Raw genomic sequence first — 19909 nt, forward strand, 5'->3', positions numbered from 1 at the left:
ACTACTCGCCAACAGGCTCATCAATACGCAGCGCTTCTATAGAGAGCGCCATATCTTCAGCCAACGCTTGCACCGCTGCACTCTCGACATCACGCTGCGCAAAAGCACGCAGCCCCATGATTTCCGCCTGTAGTCGTCGTCCAAGCCTAGTCGGATCCAACTTACTATCCAATTCACCCAGCCGCTGTGCTTCGTTAAAGTAATTTATAAAACGCAGCTCCATACCTGCCAGCAGCATTTCAACTTTTTGTAGCGCTGTCTGCTCACGAGCACCAAGCTCCAGTAAGCTTTTGACCAACATGCAAGCCTGACTCGGCAGCCCTTTATCACGAATACCGCCCAGCTGACGCACGAAAGCGGCTAACCCCAACAGCGGCGATTGATAAGCGCCCATTACCCGCTCAAGCTCACTCAAACCTAGGCGAGCATAGTAGTCTAACGCTTCTTGAAATAATCCATCTTTACTGCCAAACGCAGCGTAAATGCTTCCTGGACGCATATCGAGCGCCTCTTCTATGTCTTTTAACGAAGTAGCATGAAAGCCTTTTTGCCAAAAAAGCTGTAACGCGCGTTCTAAGGCATCCTGACGGTTATAAAGTGCGGTACGTGACATAGTTTTTCCATCTCAAAAGCTGTAATCTCATATAAAAATAAGCACAGCGATAAAATTTGAATGATTGCTCAATTTTATATCGAATGGCATTCTTAGTCCAGTAAAGTTAATTTACAAAGCAAATATCTTATTTAGCCATTGGTAACAATGTCACTGGCTAAATAAGATATGAAAGCACCCAACGTTTAATGACTCAACAGCACATGCTTACTTTTTTGATACGCAGACAAGCCATCTACGCCCAGCTCACGACCGATACCGCTTTGCTTAAAGCCGCCCCATCCTGACTCTGGCAGTACAATTTGTTGCTCATTGATCCAGATATGACCTGCTTGAATCTGTAGCGCCATCTCTACGGCCGCCGTTTCATCAGCGCTGACAATGCTCGCGGCCAAAGCAAACTGGCTATCATTGGCTAAAGAAATCGCCTCTGCATGGTCGGTAAACGTTTGACTCACTAGTACCGGCCCAAAAACCTCTTCTGTCCATAACTGACTGGTCACTGGAACATTGGTATAAATCGTCGGCATCACAAAATACCCTTGCCGATTTAAGACCTCACCACCTGTGAGACAAGTCAGGTTTTCGGCAGCAGCAAGGTCGAAATATTTTTTTACTTGATTTAGTTGCTGCTCACTAACCAGTGAACCCATTTGCGTATCAGTGTCAAAGCCATCACCGATTTTCAGACTTTCTGTCTTAACTTTTAATGTGTCGAACAACGACTGAGCAATGCTTTCATGAACAAGCAGTCTTGAGGTGGCTGAACAGATCTGACCGGCATTGGTAAATATGCCACCGATGATTAAATCACAAGCGTGGTCGATATCAGCATCTGCACATACGACGATGGCTGACTTACCGCCCAGCTCTAGGCTGATATCCTTGATACCTTTTGCCGCTTGGCTCATTACCTTTTCACCAACGGCGTTGCTACCAGTAAAAGAAATTTTGTCAATTAATGGATGGCAGGTCATGGCAGCGCCCACTTCAGCTGCACCCGGTAAAATATTAACGACGCCTTTCGGTAGTTTAATAGCAGACAATATATTGCCCAGCATCAACTCTGGCAATAATGTCACCTCGGAGGGCTTTAATAGTACCGTACAGCCTGCAGCCAATGCAGGGGCTAACTTCCAAGCAGTGGTCACCATTGGGAAATTCCATGGGACAATAAGGGCGCAAATACCAACAGGCGCATACGTTTTTAGCAAGCGTATGCCTGACTCGCTGGTGGATACCTCCGACCAAGTCGCTTGTTCTGTGATGAGATTGGCATAATAGCGATAGCAGGCAATGGCATCACTCACGTCTATTTTTGCCTCTTCAATGGGCTTACCGTTATTTAACACAGACAATCCCACCAATTTGTCAAACTGCTGCTCCATCGTCTCGGCAATGGCATTGAGATACGATGCACGCGCGCTTACGTCGGTTTGCGACCAAGATGGGTACGCCGCAGAAGCCGCATTGACTGCCATTTCTACCTGTGTCTTGGTACACAATCGAGTGGTAGCGATGATTGTTCCCGAATTTGAATCATATAAATCATAACTTGAATCATGATTCGAATCATAGCTATCAGAATCAGCAGTATCGGTAGCAGGTGCTTCAATAGTCATCCATTTGCCATCTATATAGGCTGCATTTAACATCACTTCATCTTGAACCGTTTGTATGGCGCTTTCTCTCGTTAAAATGTTAGCATTCGTCATTTCCATGATGGTCAATTACCTTATATGGTTTGATATAATTGTTGTTATACCTATTGTCTTTAATTGTATTTATAAGTGTCTCTGTCAATCATTGGCTAAATAATCGGTTTATCTAACTAAAGAATAAACCAATTATTTGGCACATTATCGTTATGCTAGAGGCTGGGTTGATATTGGCTACATGGCTAATAAAGTAAATGCGCCACTGAGGTAATCACCACCAAACTGATCAGAGTACGAAGAATAAAAATCATAAATAGCTCTAACACATTAAGCTTGATGTTTGATTTCAAAATCAGCGCGCCCACTTCAGACATATAAATAATCTGAGTAATAGAACATGCACCAACGATGAATCTTGTCATCTCACTCTCAATACTTTTACCGACCAAGGCTGGCAAATACATATCCGCAAAGCCCATAATCATCGCTGGAGCCGCCTCTGCTGCCTCTGGAATCTGTAACAAATCAAGCAGCGGTACCAACGGTGTAGACAACCATTTAAACACAGGCGTATATTCGGCTAAGCCCAGACCAATCGTACCAATTGCGAAAATCACGGGGATTAGCCCAAAATAGATATCGAATAGATTTTTTACACTACGTTTGAACACTTGACCCAGACTTGGCATTGAGTGCGCGCGCGTCACAGCACGATTGACTGCCCATTGGTAGGTCGTGTACTGAGCAGGAATCCCTTCATCAAGCATACTTTTGCCAGAATGATAGGTATCAGGCTTTAAGGAAAGTGGCGGTATACGCGGCATAATAATCGCAGCGATAAAGCCTGTTAAAGCAATGGTCAGATAAAAATAAACAAAGTTATCGTCCACGCCGATGGTTTTGGCGACGACATAAGTAAAAGCGATCGAAGTCACCGAAAAAGTCGTCGCGATAATCGCCGCTTCACGCTGGCTATAGTAGCTTTTATCATACTCCTGCATGGTCACCAGTAGACCGATAGAAGCCGCGCCAAACCAAGAGGACATCGCATCTACCGCTGAGCGTCCTGGCAACTTAAACAGCTTGACAAATATTTTGCTCGCCAGTGTGCCCAAAAACTCCATCAAACCAAAATCTGTCAAAAACGGTAACGATAAAATGGCGAAGAAAAATAAAGGAATCAAAATCGGAATCAAATCTTCGAAAATGACGCCGCCTGTATTACGATTAATAATAAACTCAGGACCGACTTGCAGATAAATCATCCAGACAAACACCATCCCTAACAATCGGGCAGTGAGCCAAAACCAATCAACATCGAAGAGTTTTTTGACTATAGCGTCTTCATGTAGGTTGGGCTTTAACACCTTCACAGCCAATGCCCCAAGAAAGGATGTCGTCACGATTGCCATTGCTACATAAACGACAGAACCACCCAACAAAGCTTGCAAAGCGTCCGTTAACACACCCAATAAAATCGTAACCTTTCCGTCCCATTGAAACGGAATAATAAATAGTGCAATGCCCAATGCTGAAAACAATAAAAACTTCCACATTGACGCACGCCACTGCTCTCCTTGCGGCGTTTCTGAATCGACAACATCGTTTCCTAATATCGGTTGCTGCGACTTATCGAGATAATTCGTCATTTAATTCCTCCTTGATGGGCGACGATCGCCAATTTTTCCATTTTGCTGTCTGACCAATGCCTGGGTTTAGCGAATTGGTCGGATCTAGTTTTTTATAAAAAGTTTGTAGTGCAGGTTTTGCGGTATAGACATGACCCACGTTGTGTTCAGCAGGGTACTCTATACGACGTCGATCATAAAACGCCAATAGCTCATCCTTGAATTTTTTTGCATCCACCTCGGGGTGTAGCAGATAATCTTGATGCATGACATGACAGAAAAAATGCCCTAAATAAAAGGTTTTACTGACCCGCTTTTGTAAGTTAATAGGTAGCACTTCATCCCAATCTACGGCATTCCTTGGTAAGGCAATGTCGGTAGATAATAGCTCGCCAAACCTTGTGTGGTTAAGATTGTGATAACGAAACATGGCAGCGGTTGCTGCACTACGAAACACCAATAATGCTTGGGATTCTGCTGCTGTACAGAGATGCATGACGCCTTGATGCTGCTGTACATGGGACTGTAGAAATGCTTGGGCGGCGGCAATATGACCATGACTGTCGTTATCATCGCTATTATCATCGTCCGTATTATTGCCATCCGCGACTTTAATGATTAAATGATAACGATAGGAGCACGCCTGCTCAGCCAAAGAATTGGGTAATGACGGCGGCATGAAAACACCAGTCATTTGTAGCAGCCGATCTGGTAAAGTCTGAGGCAGTCGCCATTTATCCAAATAGTAGCCAATCTTGGCTTGTAACCGATACAACGCTCCTATCTTACTGGCTGGCAGTTTTCGCATAATCAAACAAGTATCGCGACCATAGCGCATGGTAATATCGTTGTAATTTTTGTGCATATATTCTGCCAAAATAGGCAGGTTTAGCTCGCTTTTTAACCACTGTTGCCTGAGTGTGGTCAAAGTATTGGCGTCATTGGTCGAGATATAAAACGTTTGCTCTTGCGTCGGTTTGGCAAATGTCGCGACTCGAACTGCGAAGACGATGACTTTGCCTGCTGAACCAGAGGCTTCATATAATCCGTTAGGGTCATTATTAAATCTAGCAGGCGTGTCTGCCTCGCAATCGCGCACTTTGTGTTGATAATGATGGTTTGTACAGGACTTGCTGTTGGCACTCTCTGGATTTTTATTGAACGTGCCAGCTTGTAGGTTTCCAAGCATCTCTTCTGGATCGACACCTAAATCAATGCCCAAGTGATTGATTAATTCAAACTCTCCCATGGCATTACGTTTGGCAAATAGCGACATCTCGGTATACGCCGGACCACGCTGCACCAACATACCGCCAGAGCTGTTGCAAATACCGCCAATCACCGAAGCACCAACACAACTAGAGCCCAGCACTGAATGCGGCTCACGCCCTAACGGCGCAAGCTGAGACTCCAACTGCTGGAGGCTAGCCGCTGGCAAAGCAACCAGCTCTGCTGCATCATTGAGCAGATGAACACCGCCCAATCGTTGCATAGAAATCACAACGACTGCTCGATCGTACTCTCCGTACGGTGTCGAGCCTCCGGTCAACCCTGTGTTAGCAGCCTGTGCAATAATAATCGCATCAGCCGCCGCACAGAGATTAATGACGCGCCATAGTGCCACAAGAGAGTCTGGTATCACAACTGCCGCGACAGCATCCGTGATAGAAGCAATCGCCCCTTGTGTATACGACTGCTGCTGGCTGGGTTTGGTTAATACATTGGTCGCGCCAACAACGGCGGATAAATCCGTTAATAAGCTTGCCAGCGAGGTACTCAAGCGACCAGACGAGCGGTTAGAATGTGGCATCATAGACGTTCTTCCTTGAGCGACCAGCCTTTATTATATTTGACGTATTAACATTAGCTAAAGCAGGTAAACGTTTTACCCATTTCAATCAAAAAGTCATCGGCTTCATCAACTTCATAGATGATGGGTTGCTTGCCCTTGATATCTTCTTTTAAAGCGTCGAGCAATTGCTGTTTGGCTGTGATTCTGCGATAACCTGCACCAAATCCTGCTGCCAGCGGCTCAAAGTTCGGCGTCTTAATATTAACCCCGATTAGTGGCAATCCACCCTCTTCCATATAACGACGAATTTCGCCATAGCCTTGGTTGTTCCACAGCAGCACAATCAATGGCAGCTCAAGCTCGGCGGCGCAGATGAGTTCTGCAATCGTAAACTGAATACCTCCGTCGCCAATCAAGCTGACCACCGGACTGTTTGAACCAATCATAGCGCCAATGGCAGCAGGCAAACCATAACCTAACGTGCCAAATCCAGTCGATGAATTAAACCATCGACGCGTCGCCAATGCCTCAAAACCAAGATTACCGCTATAGACAGGCTGCGTTGAATCACCGACGAAGATGACGTCTTTCACTTCATCTCGAATCAATTGAAGTAGCGCATTTTGCCCAGCAAAGTCTGGTGTCATTCCTGCTAATAGTGCTTGTTTTGCCTCATTTACTCGTGATACCGCTTGATGATTTAACGACTGACCCTTTAAACGATTACATAGACCACTTACCGCCATTTGCGCATCGGACAATACGGCAATATCGGCTCTAAAAGGACGCTGTAATTGCTGGGCATCGCAGTCAATACGAATCAACATACCGTTGATTTTAAACTCGCCATTAAAGAACACATCATAATCAGTCTCACCCAGCTCAGTACCAATCGCCAATACCCAATCAGCCTCAGCAATAACGGCGCGACCTGCCTCTAATGACTGATTGCTACCCAAACTTAATGGGTGGCTAGGTGGCAGCAAACCTTTGGCATTGATGGTCAAAAACGTCGGTGCATCGATAAGCTCTGCTAGGGTTTGCGCGTCATGATCAACATCGACGCAGCCACCACCATAAAGTATCACTGGATTTTTTGCCGCTTTTAGAGATTCAACGATCAAATCTAATTGCGCAGGATTGGGCAGCGGCTCATTACTTGAGGTAACGTTAAACCATGTGCATCAGTCGAATTTTTTGCAAAGTTATTTAAATAATCAGAGGGCTTAGCGACATGGCTGGCATCGGCGGTAATCACATCAATGGGCAGCTGGATATGCACTGGCCCTGGACGTGCGCCATTAAATAATGCAAACGCTTCAGCGATGACCTTGGGTAGCGATTCAGGCTGCCAGATGGTTTTGCTCATGAGCGCTACCTTGCTGACCATGCCTTGCTGATCGTGCAATTCATGCAAGTGCCCTTCACCGCTGCCCGTATCTGCCACTTTATTAACACTAGAAATCACTAGCATCGGGATGGAGTCAGCCAATGCTTGTGCCATAGCCGTCATGATGTTGGTCATACCGGGACCTGTGATGATAAAACACACGCCAACTTTGGCAGAAGCGCGATAATAGCCATCAGCATAAACCCCGCACCTTGTTCATGACGCGGCGTCACGTGGCGGATGTTGGTGTTTGGCAGACCACGATATAGCTCGACCGTATGCACACCCGGAATACCAAATACGGTCTCTACCCCATAATACTCTAGCCACTGTACGAGCAACTCACCACATGTCAGAGACGGCGTGGCGGGCGCTGAAGAAGATGTTTGAAGCGTTTGCGTCATGAGTTAATCATCCTAAAAAGTTCAATCGCGTTTAAATAAGTTGTTCAGTGTCAAAACCCAAGCTGCCCTTTAATCCCTTATAAAAAGCAGCTTGGTAAAAGCAGTTTGCGATTATAAATCATTCTTAATATACCGCCTTTACCTTATCGTCATAGCGCACACCCGGTAAGATACATAACATCTCAAACAGCAAGTTTGCCGCCAATACTGAAGTGTTACCAAAGGGGTCGTAAGGAGGAGACACTTCTACTAAATCGCCACCCACCACATCAAGTCCGCGCATACCGCGAATGATTTCTATTGCTTGCGTTGAGGTCAAGCCACCGATTTCAGCAGTGCCCGTACCCGGTGCAAACGCAGGATCAATACCATCGATATCGAAACTTAAATAGACGGGGCCATCACCGAGCTTTTCGCGTACTTCTGCCATCAATGGTGTCAGCGACTTGTACCAGCATTCCTCGGCAGGCACCACACGAAAGCCTTGCTGGGTTGACCAATCAAACTCTTCGGCGCTATAGCCTGTACCACGTAAGCCAATCTGTACCACACGGTTGCCATCGATTAAGTTCTCTTCGACAGCACGGCGGAACGGTGTACCATGAGCGATTTTTTCGCCAAACATCTCATCGTTGATATCTGCATGCGCATCGATATGCACCATGCCGACAGGGCCGTGTTTTTTAGCAAGCGCACGCAAGATAGGCAAGGCAATGGTATGATCGCCGCCCAAAGTCAATGGGATAGCCCCATAATTCACGATTTTATCAGTATAGAATTTTTCGATGATATCAATGCTTTTTAGCAAGTTGAAAGTATTGATAGGCACGTCGCCGATATCAGCAACTTGTAAAGACTCAAAAGGCGCTGCACGAGTGGCGACATTATAGGGACGAATCATGCGTGATTCATCACGAATTTGTCGTGGACCCAATCGCGCACCACTACGGTTTGACGCACCGATATCTAAAGGCACACCCACAAACGCCACATCTAACCCTTCTGCATCAGCTTGAGTTGGCAAGCGCATCATAGAAGCAAAGCCGCCAAATCTTGGCATATCGTTGCCGCTTAATGGTTGATTGAATTTCATAAAATCACATCCTTGTTTCAGTTTGTTTAAAATAGGCAATTTTTTATATGCTTTGACAATACCTAAATATTTGAAGTCAGACCATGGTAAAATTTAGAAGTAAACTTCTGGTTTTTCGTAGTAATTTAGATTTAACCGTTATTATCAGAAGTTTGATATAAATTTGATGTTAGAAAAGTGATAAATAGAAGATTTATTTGATAGACATCATAGGTACTGAGGAATAATGACCGATGCTAGATGAATTGATAAAAATAGACATCAAAACCTTGCGTAGCTTATGGCGATTGTAGAGTGTCAGGGCGTGACAGCCGCACAGTCTCGATTAAATGTGACGACCTCTGTCATTAGTGGTCATTTGACCCATTTAGAAGATCGCTTAGGCATGACGCTTTGTCATCGCGGACGCGCGGGTTTTAAGCTGACAGAAGATGGCGCAGCGGTTTATGAAGCCTGTTTGAGTTTTACTGAAGCGGTTGCCAGTTTTCAACATCAACTGCACTATATTCGCCAATTGGATTCGGTGCGTGGCGGTCATATCCGACTGTGTCTCATTGATCAGATGCCGACGTTCTTTTATGACGCCTTGCGCCAATGCTTGGCTGCTAGCTATCGTGACAATCCCCTTATTCACTTTTCTATCGATGTGCAAAGCCCTGAAAGCATGCTAGAGAAGCTGCTAAGCAACGAGAGTGATATTGGTGTGGGATATTTTGGCAGTTTTCCACCACTACTCACTTTTCAGCCAGCATTTATTGAAAAGCAGGTGGTCTGCTGTGGACGCGAGCATCGATTGTTTTATGGGTCAGAAGGGTTAACTTTTGAAGATTTGGAACAAAACTATCCATGGATAAAACGAGGCTATATTACCGATTTGAGTATCAATCATGTCCGTCCAAAAACCTTGAGTGCCACCACTTATCATATGGAGGCAACTGCGCAGCTCATTTTGGCGGGTCATCATGTTGGTTACTTGCCTAATGATTTAGCCAAGCGTTATGAAGAAATGGGGCTGATGAAAATACTATTGCCCAATGAGGCCAGTTACGAGGTCAAGCATCATTGGGCTTATCGAGAAAACTTACACAAACAAGTCGCCGAGTTTTTAAGTCAAATGACGCGTCTTTTGTGAATAATGGCGGCAAATAGCTACATAGCTACATAGCTACCCTGCTTTTAATCGCTCTAGATGCTTTAAACCAATCGTTCTAAGCTTTCCTTTATCATCCACTTCTTTTATGACCAACGACCATTCGTCATTGATATCGACCGTATCACCCGATACTGGCTTTATCTCTAAGCTATCATTGATATATTCAGCGACCGTTTGATCCCACATGCTTTTGGCGCTGTCCTCAGATTTGGATTTGAGTTTATCGACAAGCGACTCAGACGCCATAATACTGGTAAAAAACGGCAAATCTCCAAGCTTCACACTTGGGGATAGCAGCCAATCGCCATAAAAATCATCCATGGCTTTATGGTCAAGGGTCGTATCATTGAAAATCTTAGCAATTTGGGTGGCGTGGTTCCCTGTCATCGCATACCACACCCTATCACCGCATTTGAGCTTGGTGTTTTCATCAACAACGATAATATGCTGCCTGCGTACCAAGGCAAAGACACTGATTTCATTAGCTTATGCGCTTAGAGATGGCCATTGGATGACGATCAATCGCAAATGCCCTGACTTTACTTCAAACTCATATAAAGTAATGCTTGCTTTGTCAGATACCCAAACCTCATGCTCTTCTTCTGGGTCTTTATTACTAGGAATACGCACTTTGAATAAATTTGCCATAAAAGGAATGGTCGTTCCCTGTAAAATCAAAGACAAAACCACCACGCCAAAAGCAATATCAAACAACATAAAAGCGCCATCTATTCCCGCCATCACCGGTAATATGGCAAGTGTAATAGGAACCGCGCCGCGCAGACCTACCCAAGAAATAAAGCCGATTTCTCTGTCTTTAAATTTAAAGGGTTTCACACTGGTATAGACCGCAATAGGGCGAGCAATAAAAATCATAAAAGCAGCAATCGCGACGGAGTAATACCAAACATCAATCACATGCGATGGCGTCACCAATAACCCTAGTACCACAAATAATACCGCTTGTGACAACCACGCAAAGCTATCCATCACCCGCATCACATGCTCAGTTGAGCGCACTTTATGGTTGCCAATTAGCACACCAGTGAGATAAATTGCCAGAAATCCACTGCCACCGATGAGATTAGTCGCGGCAAAAACTGCCAAGCCAGCAGACATAATCAAAATGGCATACATACCTTCTGCCAAGTGTATTTTTGGTAACAGCCTTGCCAATAAATAACCAAACAGTAAGCCCATGCCCAAACCAAAGCCAAGCTGCTGTAATAACAACCCTAAAAAGCCCAGTATTGTCTGTCCAGCGGGATCAACATTTAAAGCGATTAATCCTGTCACCAGCAAAATAGCCAAAGGATCGTTCGCGCCCGATTCTAGCTCCAATGTAGCCTGTACACGATCGTTAAGTTTGACGCCGCCATTACGCAATAGCGAAAACACCGCTGCTGCATCGGTTGAACCAACAATGGCCGCCATCAATAAACCAAGACGCCAATCGACATCGAGTAGCCAAGTGACGAATATACCCAGTATCATTACCGTCGCAAGTACGCCCCAAGTGGCTAAGGTAATAGCAGGCTTGAGACCCACTCGAAATGACTTAAAAGACGTGCGTAGCCCACCATCTAACAAGATACAAGCAAGAGCCGCCTGCCCAACGAAATTAGCAAGCCCGTATTGGGCGAACTCGATACCTAAAATACCATCTTCGCCAGCCAACATCCCTACGATCAAAAACAACAACAATAAAGGAACGCCCAAGCGCGCCGATAACGTACTTGCCATAATACTGGCGAAAATTAACAATGCCCCTACGAGATAGATGATATTTAAGGTATCCATCTTTTTTAAGCCCTATTTTTATAAATTGTAATGAATGGAGTTATCGCGATAATTTTAGTTTTAGTTTGCTACAGGTCACACCATAAAATCGCTCTTAAGAATAACATCTACGACCGAATCTATAAAAATTATCTGTAGAAATATGTACCGAATTTTATATATGCCGTTGATATATTGCCCTTTGACAGAGTTTACGTTTTTTTCTAACCACAACTAAGCCTGAATGTACTGCCATGTAAGGACCAGAATCGCTGCGGCTATTGTCCAAGCGACAACGCCGAACAGTAATGCCTTATATAAGCTGACGTAACCGATGCTAAAAAACACCACAAAGGTATAAATAAGGTGCGGTATGACACCGAGCATACTAAATATTAATGCGACTTTTAAATCAGCGGGGCTACGCTCAGTACCAACAATAAAGTGACTGATTAACGTAAATGTGGGGAACAGTGGCGCGAGTGCTGCCAAATAAAAAAATCTGGTTTGCGCGAATAATTGAATCGCCAATACCATTAGAGCACCGATAAGCATTTTTAACCAAATCACGACGGGGTTATCTCCTATGGAATGATAAGGCTGGAAATAGCCCAATCCACCATGATACTAAAGTCTGCAAACCGACATAAGAGCAATAGCTGACTAATTAATCTATATGATAAAAAAGTGCAAAAAGCCCCATCTAGCAATAATGCTAAATGGGGCTGTTCATTTCTATGAAGCGAGTTTTTTATTACTCACTCAATCGTTTTTTGGCTTAAGTGCGGCACTGATATCGGCGAGTAGTGGCGGGATATCATGCTTATCAGCGATGACCTCCAACATAACCAACTTGTCTTTTACAGCCGCTGCTTGCGTAAGAGCCGCTTTTAACTCGCCTGCTGTTTCTGCTTTTAGCAGCAGACTATTATCATCGGTAGCACCAAAAGCTTTTGGCATCATCTGCCAGTTACACTTAGGAATGTCATTATAGCGCTGGTTTTCACCATGAATCGCCCGCTCCACGGTATAGCCATCATTATTAATCAGTACAATCACTGGATTGATATTCTCTTGAATCATCACCGCGATTTCTTGAATGGTCAATAATGCTGAGCCATCACCAATCAATAAAACACTGCGCTTGTTTGGCGATGCAATAGCCGCACCCAAACTTGCCGGCAACGTATAGCCAATCGAACCCCACATTGGTTGTCCATAACAAGTCACGCCTTCTGGTAAACGCACATCACTGATGCCAAAATACGCCGTTCCCTGTTCTGCAAACACCAAATTATTATGGTCTAGATGATCGGCAATGATATGCCATAGATCCTCTTGAAGAATAGCCTCATCATCTTTACCCTGCTGCTCATGCGGCTTGACTTCTTTACAGAACGGCTTTGGCACAATATTAATATCTGAGATCAAGACTTCATGTAGCGTTTTTAGGGCGTCTTTTAGAGCAATGGGCGCAAAATTTTTGCCAGCAATGCTCGCGCGCTCATAATGCAAATCAACCACTGTATTTTCATCAATATCTTGGCTAAAACCTGCGTCGTAGTATCGGTATATTGCACACCTATTTTTATTAAGCACTCACAGTTTTCGACTGCATCCTTGACCACGGGACGTGATGCCACGCCAGCATAAGTCCCTGCCCAGCGCTCACTATTTTCGTCAAGCAAAGTTTTGCCCCATGACAACGTCGTATAAGGAATATCCGTATCGGCAATCAATGCCTTAAGCTGATTTTGCAGCCCTAAACGATGCACCATCAAATCTGCCATCAGCGTCGTGGTTTTGTTTGGCAGAAACTCTATGAGCGCTTGTTTAAAATCTGCCAATGCTGCTTGACTGGTGATGTCTTCTTGGCTATCAACAAGCTTTGTAGTCGGCGGATAAATAGGTTGACGAGCAACGTCAGGCGATAGTAACAGATAGCCTGGGCGATGTTTTTTAAGAATTAAGCGAATCACACGGTCGATTTCTGAGGCAGCATTTTCAGGGGTAAGCTGCGCTCGTGCTACCGTGACCGGCTCTACCATTTAATAAAATGATTGAACACGCCATCACCAAGTGAGTGATGGATGCGGCGCTTTGAATCTTGTAGAGCCGTACTTGGCGCGCCCACGATATGTAGCACTGGTGCATACTCAGCAAAAGAGCCTGCGGTCGCGTTAATCGCTGACAATTCTCCCACCCCAAAGGTCGTCACCATCGCCGCAAAGCCGCGCTCACGTGCATAGCCGTCCGCTGCGTAACCTGCATTTAACTCATTGGTGTTACCCACCCAGCGCAACTTATCAGAGGCGATAATATTGTCTAAAAAAGTTAAGTTGAAATCACCAGGTACGCCAAATATCTCTGACGCGCCTGCTTCTGCGACACGATCAAACAAATAATCAGCGATGGTATATTTTTGACTCATAGTACTTATCCTTAAGTGTTATCTTTATAAATCATGAAAATGATTAATATGGTTAAAGTCATTATAAAACTGTATTCCAGCCTATTTATAGAAAGCAAAGCTTTTGGAATATAGATTACAACAATCTGTTATATCATAGATGAAGGCTAGGATAATATGCCAATTTACTATCTTTTACTTTTTTTCATACTAACTGTTGACACGTTCAAAAAACTGCGTATAATACGCCTTCATCAACTGACGATAGTTAATTGATAATTAGCGGGAATAGCTCAGTGGTAGAGCATAACCTTGCCAAGGTTGGGGTCGAGAGTTCGAATCTCTTTTCCCGCTCCAAATACTTAAAAAGCCTCACTTAACAGTGAGGCTTTTTTTTATCCAATTTTCGGGGGTTGTAGTGTTTTTCAGTATGAGTGACTCAGTCTAATTGCTAAGTTTAACTAACATATTAAAAGCTCAAAAATCAGCACCGTGACCAAAACGTGACCATTTCGTGTCCACGCTATAAACACTGATTTTGTAATCGACCCCAACTTATTATTCTTACCTTTATAAAAAACGATGCTAAGAAATATTTTATTAGCATCGTTTTTGCTTTTCCACTGCTTTTATAAATTGAGCTCATAGCGTGACCAAAACGTGACCAAATCATGGAAAAGTAAATATAAAAAATAACCCCAACCTTAATTCTATGCTTTGAAGTGCCTTGTATATATGGCTTTGCCACTTATTTCTCTGCATATATATTTTCTGTTTGATAGTTTTCAAGATTCTTCATCATCATCTTTAACATTTGGCTTGTAAATAAATAAGTCACCCACCTGCACATCTAAAAACTCACATAACTGGTCAATAGTATTGAAATCAATTCTTGAGGACTCTTCATTATATAGTTTATGAAGCGTTGATTTGCTCATGCCTGTTGCTCTTACAACATCTGCTACGCGCAGTTTTTTCTCTGCCAGAATCACAGGAAGTTTAGACACAATCATAATTAATACCTCTTTTCGGGTAAAAATGCTTTACATTGAGGTAAAAAGATAATATAGTACACAAATCGGTTATTAATTACCTCTAAGCGGGTAAATATTAACTGATTCCTTCAAGATGCATTTTTACAGGTTAATAAAATAATTTTTATTCTATCACTTAATGCGATGACTTAATAACTGAAAAGAGGTAAATATCATGAGCAATACTTATTTAACAACTGATGAGCTAGCCGAACGTATCAAGTACGACCCACGTACTATCCGCAATCAAATGAAAGACACTGTTTTGATTGAGAACATTCATTACATCCGCCCTTTCGGCGGTCGCAAGATTTTATATGTCTGGGAGCGTATTGAAGAAGATATGTGTAAGCCGGTTATGAGCGCCATCAACGGTATGGCACTTCAGTAATAAAAGGAGAATTACTATGGCTACTATACAAGGACGGTTTGGCAAACTAATCGCCGACTTCTACTATCTAGGTATACGTTGTCGAGAAAAGACTAGTTTGGAAGATAACCCAGCTAACAGAAAAAAATTAGCGACTGTTTTGAAAAAAATGGAAGCAGAAATAACCCTAGGCATTTTTGACTATGGCGCTTACTTTCCAAAGAGTACACGTTTAAAAGAGATGACCGCACTGGCTGATAGAGCGGAAGCTTGTATCAGTCGCAACCCTACCTTTAGGCAGTTTGTCGATATTTGGTATGAGGAGAAGAAGATTGAATGGCGGCCGAGTTATCGGCAAAAGACGCAGATTATTTTGAACAAGTACTTGCTACCTGAGTTTGGTGGCAAAGCGGTACATGCCATAAAAAAACCAGACTTGCTGACCTTCCGTAGCTCTCTCGCCAAAGTTCGTTACGGTAAAGAGGGTCAGTCAAGTCTGTCAGTAGCACGAATCAATCAGATCATGATACTTCTTCGTATGATACTAGAAGAAGCGTCAGATCGCCATGAGTTTGAGATGCCTTATAAAAATATTAAGAATCTCAAGCAAGCTCGTCCAGATGTAAACCCGTTCACACTGAGTGAAGTATGGCTGATTTTAAAGCATGTCCGAGCTGATTATAGGCCTACTACACCATTCGCTTTTTTACAGGAATGCGTACCAGTGAGATTGATGGACTGAAGTGGGACTGTATTAACTTTGATCGGCGTGAGATCAGTATCCGTGGTGCATTAGTAAATGGTGAGATGGGCCCGACTAAGACGTTAGGTTCACAACGTGATATTTCGATGTCACAGTTGGTCTATGATGCCTTGCTAGAGCAGAAGACGCGCACCTTTGGTAAGTCAGAGTTTGTGTTTTGCAACTCACAAGGCAATCCGATGGAATACCGTAATGTTAATAGAAGGGTATGGAAACCCACCCTTGCCCTGCTCGGTCTTAAACATCGGCGGGCTTATCAGACTCGCCATACAGCAGCGACGCTTTGGCTGGCTGCTGGTGAGAATCCTGAATGGATAGCTCGCCAGATGGGTCACAGTAGTACGGAGATGCTGTTTCGGGTGTATAGCCGCTACGTACCTGATATCACCCGTCAAGATGGCTCAGCGATGGATAATTTGCTACTAGCGAGTAAGGAGAAACTGACAAGCGCAGCAAATAGCTCTAATGCACAAACTGACAAGGAGGCGTCAATATGACAATTATCAATTATGAGGAGCTGTTTGGTGAGTTTAAACCTGATGGTGCAATCAGTACAGATGCAAACCTTATTGCTAATGCATTGATGCGTGAGTTGTATATTTCATCTGGTCATCAACTCGCACGTTTCTTAGGAGTGAAATGCTGCTTTGATAACGATATGGCGATGCGTGTATGGGTACAGAAGCGCTTGGATGTGAGTTTTGACTATGTGATTGAGGATATGCGTTGTCAGCTTCAGAGCGAGCTTTATGAGCTACTACCGCACTCTCACTATGTCGGCTACTAAGGAGAATGTGATGAGTGTAAAGCTTCAGCCGAATATGACGCAGAACGCACGCGATTTAAGAATCTGTGAGGATTACTGGTCATATGATAACGCAAGTGATTATATCGCTCATATCGAAACCATCTGTGAGAAGTATAAGATTAGCCCACAAGTGCTGTTCGAGATAATCGGTGAGTGTTTTGCTTATTTAGATGATGTGCGATGCGAATACTGTGGTTATGTGTGCCTTTACAGATACCAGCAGACATTCCTTATATGCGCTCAAAAGACAGTTGGTGCTGTGAGGTATGTGAGCATGCTGTGTGGCGGGAACATAATCATAGATAAGTCGTTCAAAATATTAAAGCCAGACAACTTAGGTTGTCTGGCTTTTTCGTATGCAATATATCTTCTCTTAAATGCAGTCCAAATTTAGTGTGCTACTACATATGTTTAGATAACAATGAGAACTCTAATTGTGCCCAATATTTACTAGACTTTAAAAAACCTAATATATATTTTGAAAGTCGTCCTCAATCACACGAAACTCTTCAGCTACTTTTTGATGGTACGCAAGAAACAGATTTAAAGTATGAGAGCCTAAATGGAGCTATTTTAGATGGTTTTAAAATAATAAAAGAGGTCTTACAACAGTCTTTCAAAATAGATGATAAGACTAAAAGCTCTAAAATAACTCTGAATCAATTCTGTACATATCTATTTGAAAAAGTACTAATAGCCCAAGTACCTGTACCTGAGGAAACAGACCTAAACCATTATTTTGAAGTGATGAATAACCGAGGTGAGCAGTTAGAAAAGCATGAAATTATAAAGGCGCGGTTGTTATCAATTATTGAAGAAGCGAAGGAAAATGATATAAAGGCTGCGGATAAAAAATTAGCTAAAGCCCTAATTCATGATGTTTGGGAAGCCTGCGCCAACATGAATAAGTATGTGCAGTATGGTTTTAATACTAGCCTACGCACAGCTATATTTTCAGGGGGATGGAATAATCTTACAGCGATGAAATTCCAAGATCTATTAGCGCATTATAAAAATAATGCAGAAGATGAAGCACTTAAGCAAAGCAACCTAAATCAGAAAGTTGCTAACCCTATTAAAGGTGAAACGGCTAACTCAAGTTTATCATTACACAAAATTTTATTTGATAAAGACACGGTTATTCCTCCTAACCCTAAAGACAAAAATAAGAACAAAGATGATGACAGTGAGATTTATTACAGCTTAGTCAATTTTCCAAACTTCTTATTGCATGTTCTAAAGATTATGCTAAATACAGATGGTGAATTAGTAGATATCTCACTAGATGATAAGCAGTTGTTACCACAGTTTGAAAAATATATTATAGGTAGGGATGTAGCAGAACCCTATGAGCAGACCACAAAATTTATTTATGCTTTACTTAAAACTAAGTTCTTATTTGATAAATACGTGATCAAGCGTAAACCACTTGATGATAAGCATTGGTCATTAGAAAAATTAGAAAAAAGAGGCAAAGACCGCCCTCTAGATTTTTATAACAGTTTTGAAGATGAGAAAACTAATAAAAAACTGATAATGTTGCAGAGCGTTTTTCACGTGTCAGCGCCAACCATGAACTATAAGCATTGGTTGAATGCTAGCCTGTACTATCTACATAACAGCTTTAAAGAAAGTTATGATTTGAATGGTAAACAAGTTATTAACGGTGACAAGTATATCCAATATCTAGAAGGACTTGCTCGTGCATTTATGTTAAGACTCTATTTAACTAATGAACGAGATAATTATCACCAAATCATTTATCAAACCTCAGACTTTAATCAAGTCCTATCTAAAGATACTGACGATAATTTGAATCCTGATAGTTTACGTACACATATTAGGCATTATCTTAGGTATGGCAATATTCGTAATATCTTCGTATTTAATTATTTAGATTATTTGCTTTGGAAAAAGGGTAACGGGCCTAAATTTATATTTACTGCTCGAAGCTCTATAGAACACTTTTACCCTCAAAATAAACGAGATGATAAACTTTTTATAGATGATAAAAATACAGAAGATACGCTACTTCATTCGTTTGGCAATTTGTGTTTGATTAGTCATAGCCTTAACTCACGAGTAAGCAATGATATGCCTGAAGTAAAGGTGAAATATTTTTCAGATGGTAAAGATATTGGAAATGGACAAATCGATAGCTTAAAACTACTCAGAATGATTGAATGCACTAAAAACGAAAAAGGTATATGGGATAAAACAATGATCGAAAACCATGAACATGAAATGTTAAAGGTTTTGATGGAAGGACTTAGCTTAGAACCGAAGGACTTATGTTATGAGTAATGTCACCGACATAGAAAGACTCACGCAAAACCGTGTCGTACGCTTTTTTACTGATACACTCGGCTACCGCTATCTCGGCGACTTTAAAGATAGACCTAATAACAAGAATATTGAGCCTGAGATTTTAGCCAACTGGCTAAGCTCCCGTAACGTCAGCCGTACGCTGCAAAATAGAGCCATAAACGCTCTAGAAAAAGCAGCCGCTATAGGCAGTGGCGTTAAATTATACGATGCCAACAAAGAGGTTTATAGACTACTGCGTTATGGCATCAAAGAAAAAGAAGGTACAGGGGATCACAAAGAGACCATTTGGCTGATTGATTGGAATAATATTGAGGCTAATGACTTTGCTATTGCCGAAGAAGTCTCCATCATGGGCGAGAATAAAAAACGCCCCGACATCGTCCTTTATGTCAACGGCATTGCCCTTGGCGTGATCGAGCTTAAACGCTCAACCATCAACGTCACCGAAGGCATTCATCAGAACCTAGACAACCAAAAGAAAGAATTTATTCGACAATTTTTTAGCACCATACAATTGGTTATGGCAGGTAATGATACCCAAGGCCTGCGCTATGGCACGATCGAAACGCCTGAGAAGTATTATTTAGCATGGAAAGAAGCCAACCCCAATCATACACCCCAGTCTGATATTAGCGTACCGACGCATCTTACTTTAGCAAACGCTAACTTCACCGATCAGCCTTAGA

At 42.8% G+C, this 19909-nt stretch carries 16 protein-coding genes, 1 tRNA gene and 3 pseudogenes; 7 read left to right on the forward strand and 13 right to left on the reverse strand.

What is annotated here, in order from left to right:
• Window position 1: 1 nt before the first annotated feature.
• The 7 genes and pseudogenes from TT12_RS09715 to speB all read right to left on the reverse strand — a co-directional run bounded on the left by TT12_RS09715 (window position 2) and on the right by speB (window position 8578).
• Entirely contained in the window at window positions 2-613 is a 612-nt protein-coding gene (locus TT12_RS09715) for a TetR/AcrR family transcriptional regulator (protein ID WP_045454357.1), read from the reverse strand.
• Between the two features lie 185 nt (window positions 614-798).
• Complete coding sequence (locus TT12_RS09720; RefSeq protein ID WP_227679037.1) at window positions 799-2334, reverse strand: aldehyde dehydrogenase family protein; 1536 nt, start codon at window positions 2332-2334, stop codon at window positions 799-801.
• 179 nt (window positions 2335-2513) lie between these two features.
• Entirely contained in the window at window positions 2514-3920 is a 1407-nt protein-coding gene (locus tag TT12_RS09725; RefSeq protein WP_045454359.1) for a YjiH family protein, read from the reverse strand.
• Window positions 3901-5712 carry a D-lactate dehydrogenase gene (gene dld / locus TT12_RS09730; protein WP_201606117.1) on the reverse strand — a complete coding sequence of 604 codons (1812 nt, stop codon included), beginning with the start codon at window positions 5710-5712 and terminating at the stop codon, window positions 3901-3903. Before dld ends, TT12_RS09725 begins: the two co-directional genes overlap by 20 nt.
• A 50-nt stretch (window positions 5713-5762) precedes the next feature.
• A complete protein-coding gene (locus TT12_RS17320) occupies window positions 5763-6815 on the reverse strand; it encodes a thiamine pyrophosphate-dependent enzyme (RefSeq protein WP_243443567.1) in 1053 nt (350 codons plus the stop codon).
• 2 nt (window positions 6816-6817) lie between these two features.
• A pseudogene (locus tag TT12_RS19130) lies at window positions 6818-7485 on the reverse strand (thiamine pyrophosphate-binding protein).
• A gap of 124 nt (window positions 7486-7609) precedes the next feature.
• On the reverse strand, window positions 7610-8578 hold the full coding sequence (speB, locus tag TT12_RS09740) for an agmatinase (RefSeq protein ID WP_045454362.1): 969 nt from the start codon (window positions 8576-8578) through the stop codon (window positions 7610-7612).
• A 280-nt stretch (window positions 8579-8858) separates the two neighbouring features.
• Here speB and TT12_RS09745 point away from each other — a divergent pair, with 280 nt between their 5' ends.
• Window positions 8859-9710, forward strand: a complete 852-nt coding sequence (locus TT12_RS09745; protein WP_243443570.1) for a LysR family transcriptional regulator — start codon at window positions 8859-8861, stop codon at window positions 9708-9710.
• Window positions 9711-9743: 33 nt separating this feature from the next.
• On the opposite strand, the pseudogene TT12_RS09750 reads toward TT12_RS09745, so the two are convergent.
• From TT12_RS09750 to TT12_RS17345, 5 genes and pseudogenes are all read right to left on the reverse strand, one after another.
• Window positions 9744-11531, reverse strand: a pseudogene (locus tag TT12_RS09750) (potassium/proton antiporter).
• A 213-nt stretch (window positions 11532-11744) separates the two neighbouring features.
• On the reverse strand, window positions 11745-12080 hold the full coding sequence (locus TT12_RS09755) for a GlpM family protein (protein WP_227676529.1): 336 nt from the start codon (window positions 12078-12080) through the stop codon (window positions 11745-11747).
• A 192-nt stretch (window positions 12081-12272) separates the two neighbouring features.
• Complete coding sequence (locus TT12_RS17335; RefSeq protein WP_243443571.1) at window positions 12273-13034, reverse strand: thiamine pyrophosphate-dependent enzyme; 762 nt, start codon at window positions 13032-13034, stop codon at window positions 12273-12275.
• A complete protein-coding gene (locus tag TT12_RS17340) occupies window positions 12971-13558 on the reverse strand; it encodes a hypothetical protein (RefSeq protein ID WP_243443572.1) in 588 nt (195 codons plus the stop codon). The genes TT12_RS17335 and TT12_RS17340 overlap by 64 nt, the downstream gene beginning before the upstream one ends.
• Window positions 13552-13941 (reverse strand): thiamine pyrophosphate-binding protein, encoded by a 390-nt coding sequence (locus TT12_RS17345; protein ID WP_243443573.1) that lies wholly within the window; start codon window positions 13939-13941, stop codon window positions 13552-13554. Before TT12_RS17345 ends, TT12_RS17340 begins: the two co-directional genes overlap by 7 nt.
• 261 nt (window positions 13942-14202) lie before the next feature.
• Here TT12_RS17345 and TT12_RS09765 point away from each other — a divergent pair.
• Window positions 14203-14277 (forward strand) — tRNA-Gly (locus TT12_RS09765).
• A gap of 428 nt (window positions 14278-14705) precedes the next feature.
• Here the strand turns inward: TT12_RS09765 and TT12_RS09770 are convergent.
• Window positions 14706-14933 (reverse strand): helix-turn-helix domain-containing protein, encoded by a 228-nt coding sequence (locus TT12_RS09770; protein WP_045454365.1) that lies wholly within the window; start codon window positions 14931-14933, stop codon window positions 14706-14708.
• A gap of 196 nt (window positions 14934-15129) precedes the next feature.
• On the opposite strand from TT12_RS09770, the gene TT12_RS09775 reads away from it, so the two are divergent.
• The 5 genes and pseudogenes from TT12_RS09775 to TT12_RS17350 all read left to right on the forward strand — a co-directional run bounded on the left by TT12_RS09775 (window position 15130) and on the right by TT12_RS17350 (window position 19908).
• Window positions 15130-15345 carry a hypothetical protein gene (locus tag TT12_RS09775; protein ID WP_045454368.1) on the forward strand — a complete coding sequence of 72 codons (216 nt, stop codon included), beginning with the start codon at window positions 15130-15132 and terminating at the stop codon, window positions 15343-15345.
• Between the two features lie 16 nt (window positions 15346-15361).
• Window positions 15362-16584 (forward strand): annotated as a pseudogene (locus TT12_RS09780) (tyrosine-type recombinase/integrase).
• Window positions 16581-16874 (forward strand): hypothetical protein, encoded by a 294-nt coding sequence (locus TT12_RS09785; RefSeq protein ID WP_045454372.1) that lies wholly within the window; start codon window positions 16581-16583, stop codon window positions 16872-16874. Before TT12_RS09780 ends, TT12_RS09785 begins: the two are co-directional and overlap by 4 nt.
• A gap of 414 nt (window positions 16875-17288) precedes the next feature.
• Window positions 17289-19199, forward strand: a complete 1911-nt coding sequence (locus tag TT12_RS09795) for an HNH endonuclease family protein (RefSeq protein ID WP_201606127.1) — start codon at window positions 17289-17291, stop codon at window positions 19197-19199.
• Window positions 19192-19908: a type I restriction endonuclease gene (locus tag TT12_RS17350; RefSeq protein ID WP_243443574.1), complete on the forward strand. Its 717-nt coding sequence runs from the start codon at window positions 19192-19194 to the stop codon at window positions 19906-19908. Before TT12_RS09795 ends, TT12_RS17350 begins: the two co-directional genes overlap by 8 nt.
• Window position 19909 lies beyond the last annotated feature (1 nt).

The sequence above is a fragment of the Psychrobacter sp. JCM 18903 genome, from assembly GCF_000586475.1.
GTDB lineage: Bacteria > Pseudomonadota > Gammaproteobacteria > Pseudomonadales > Moraxellaceae > Psychrobacter.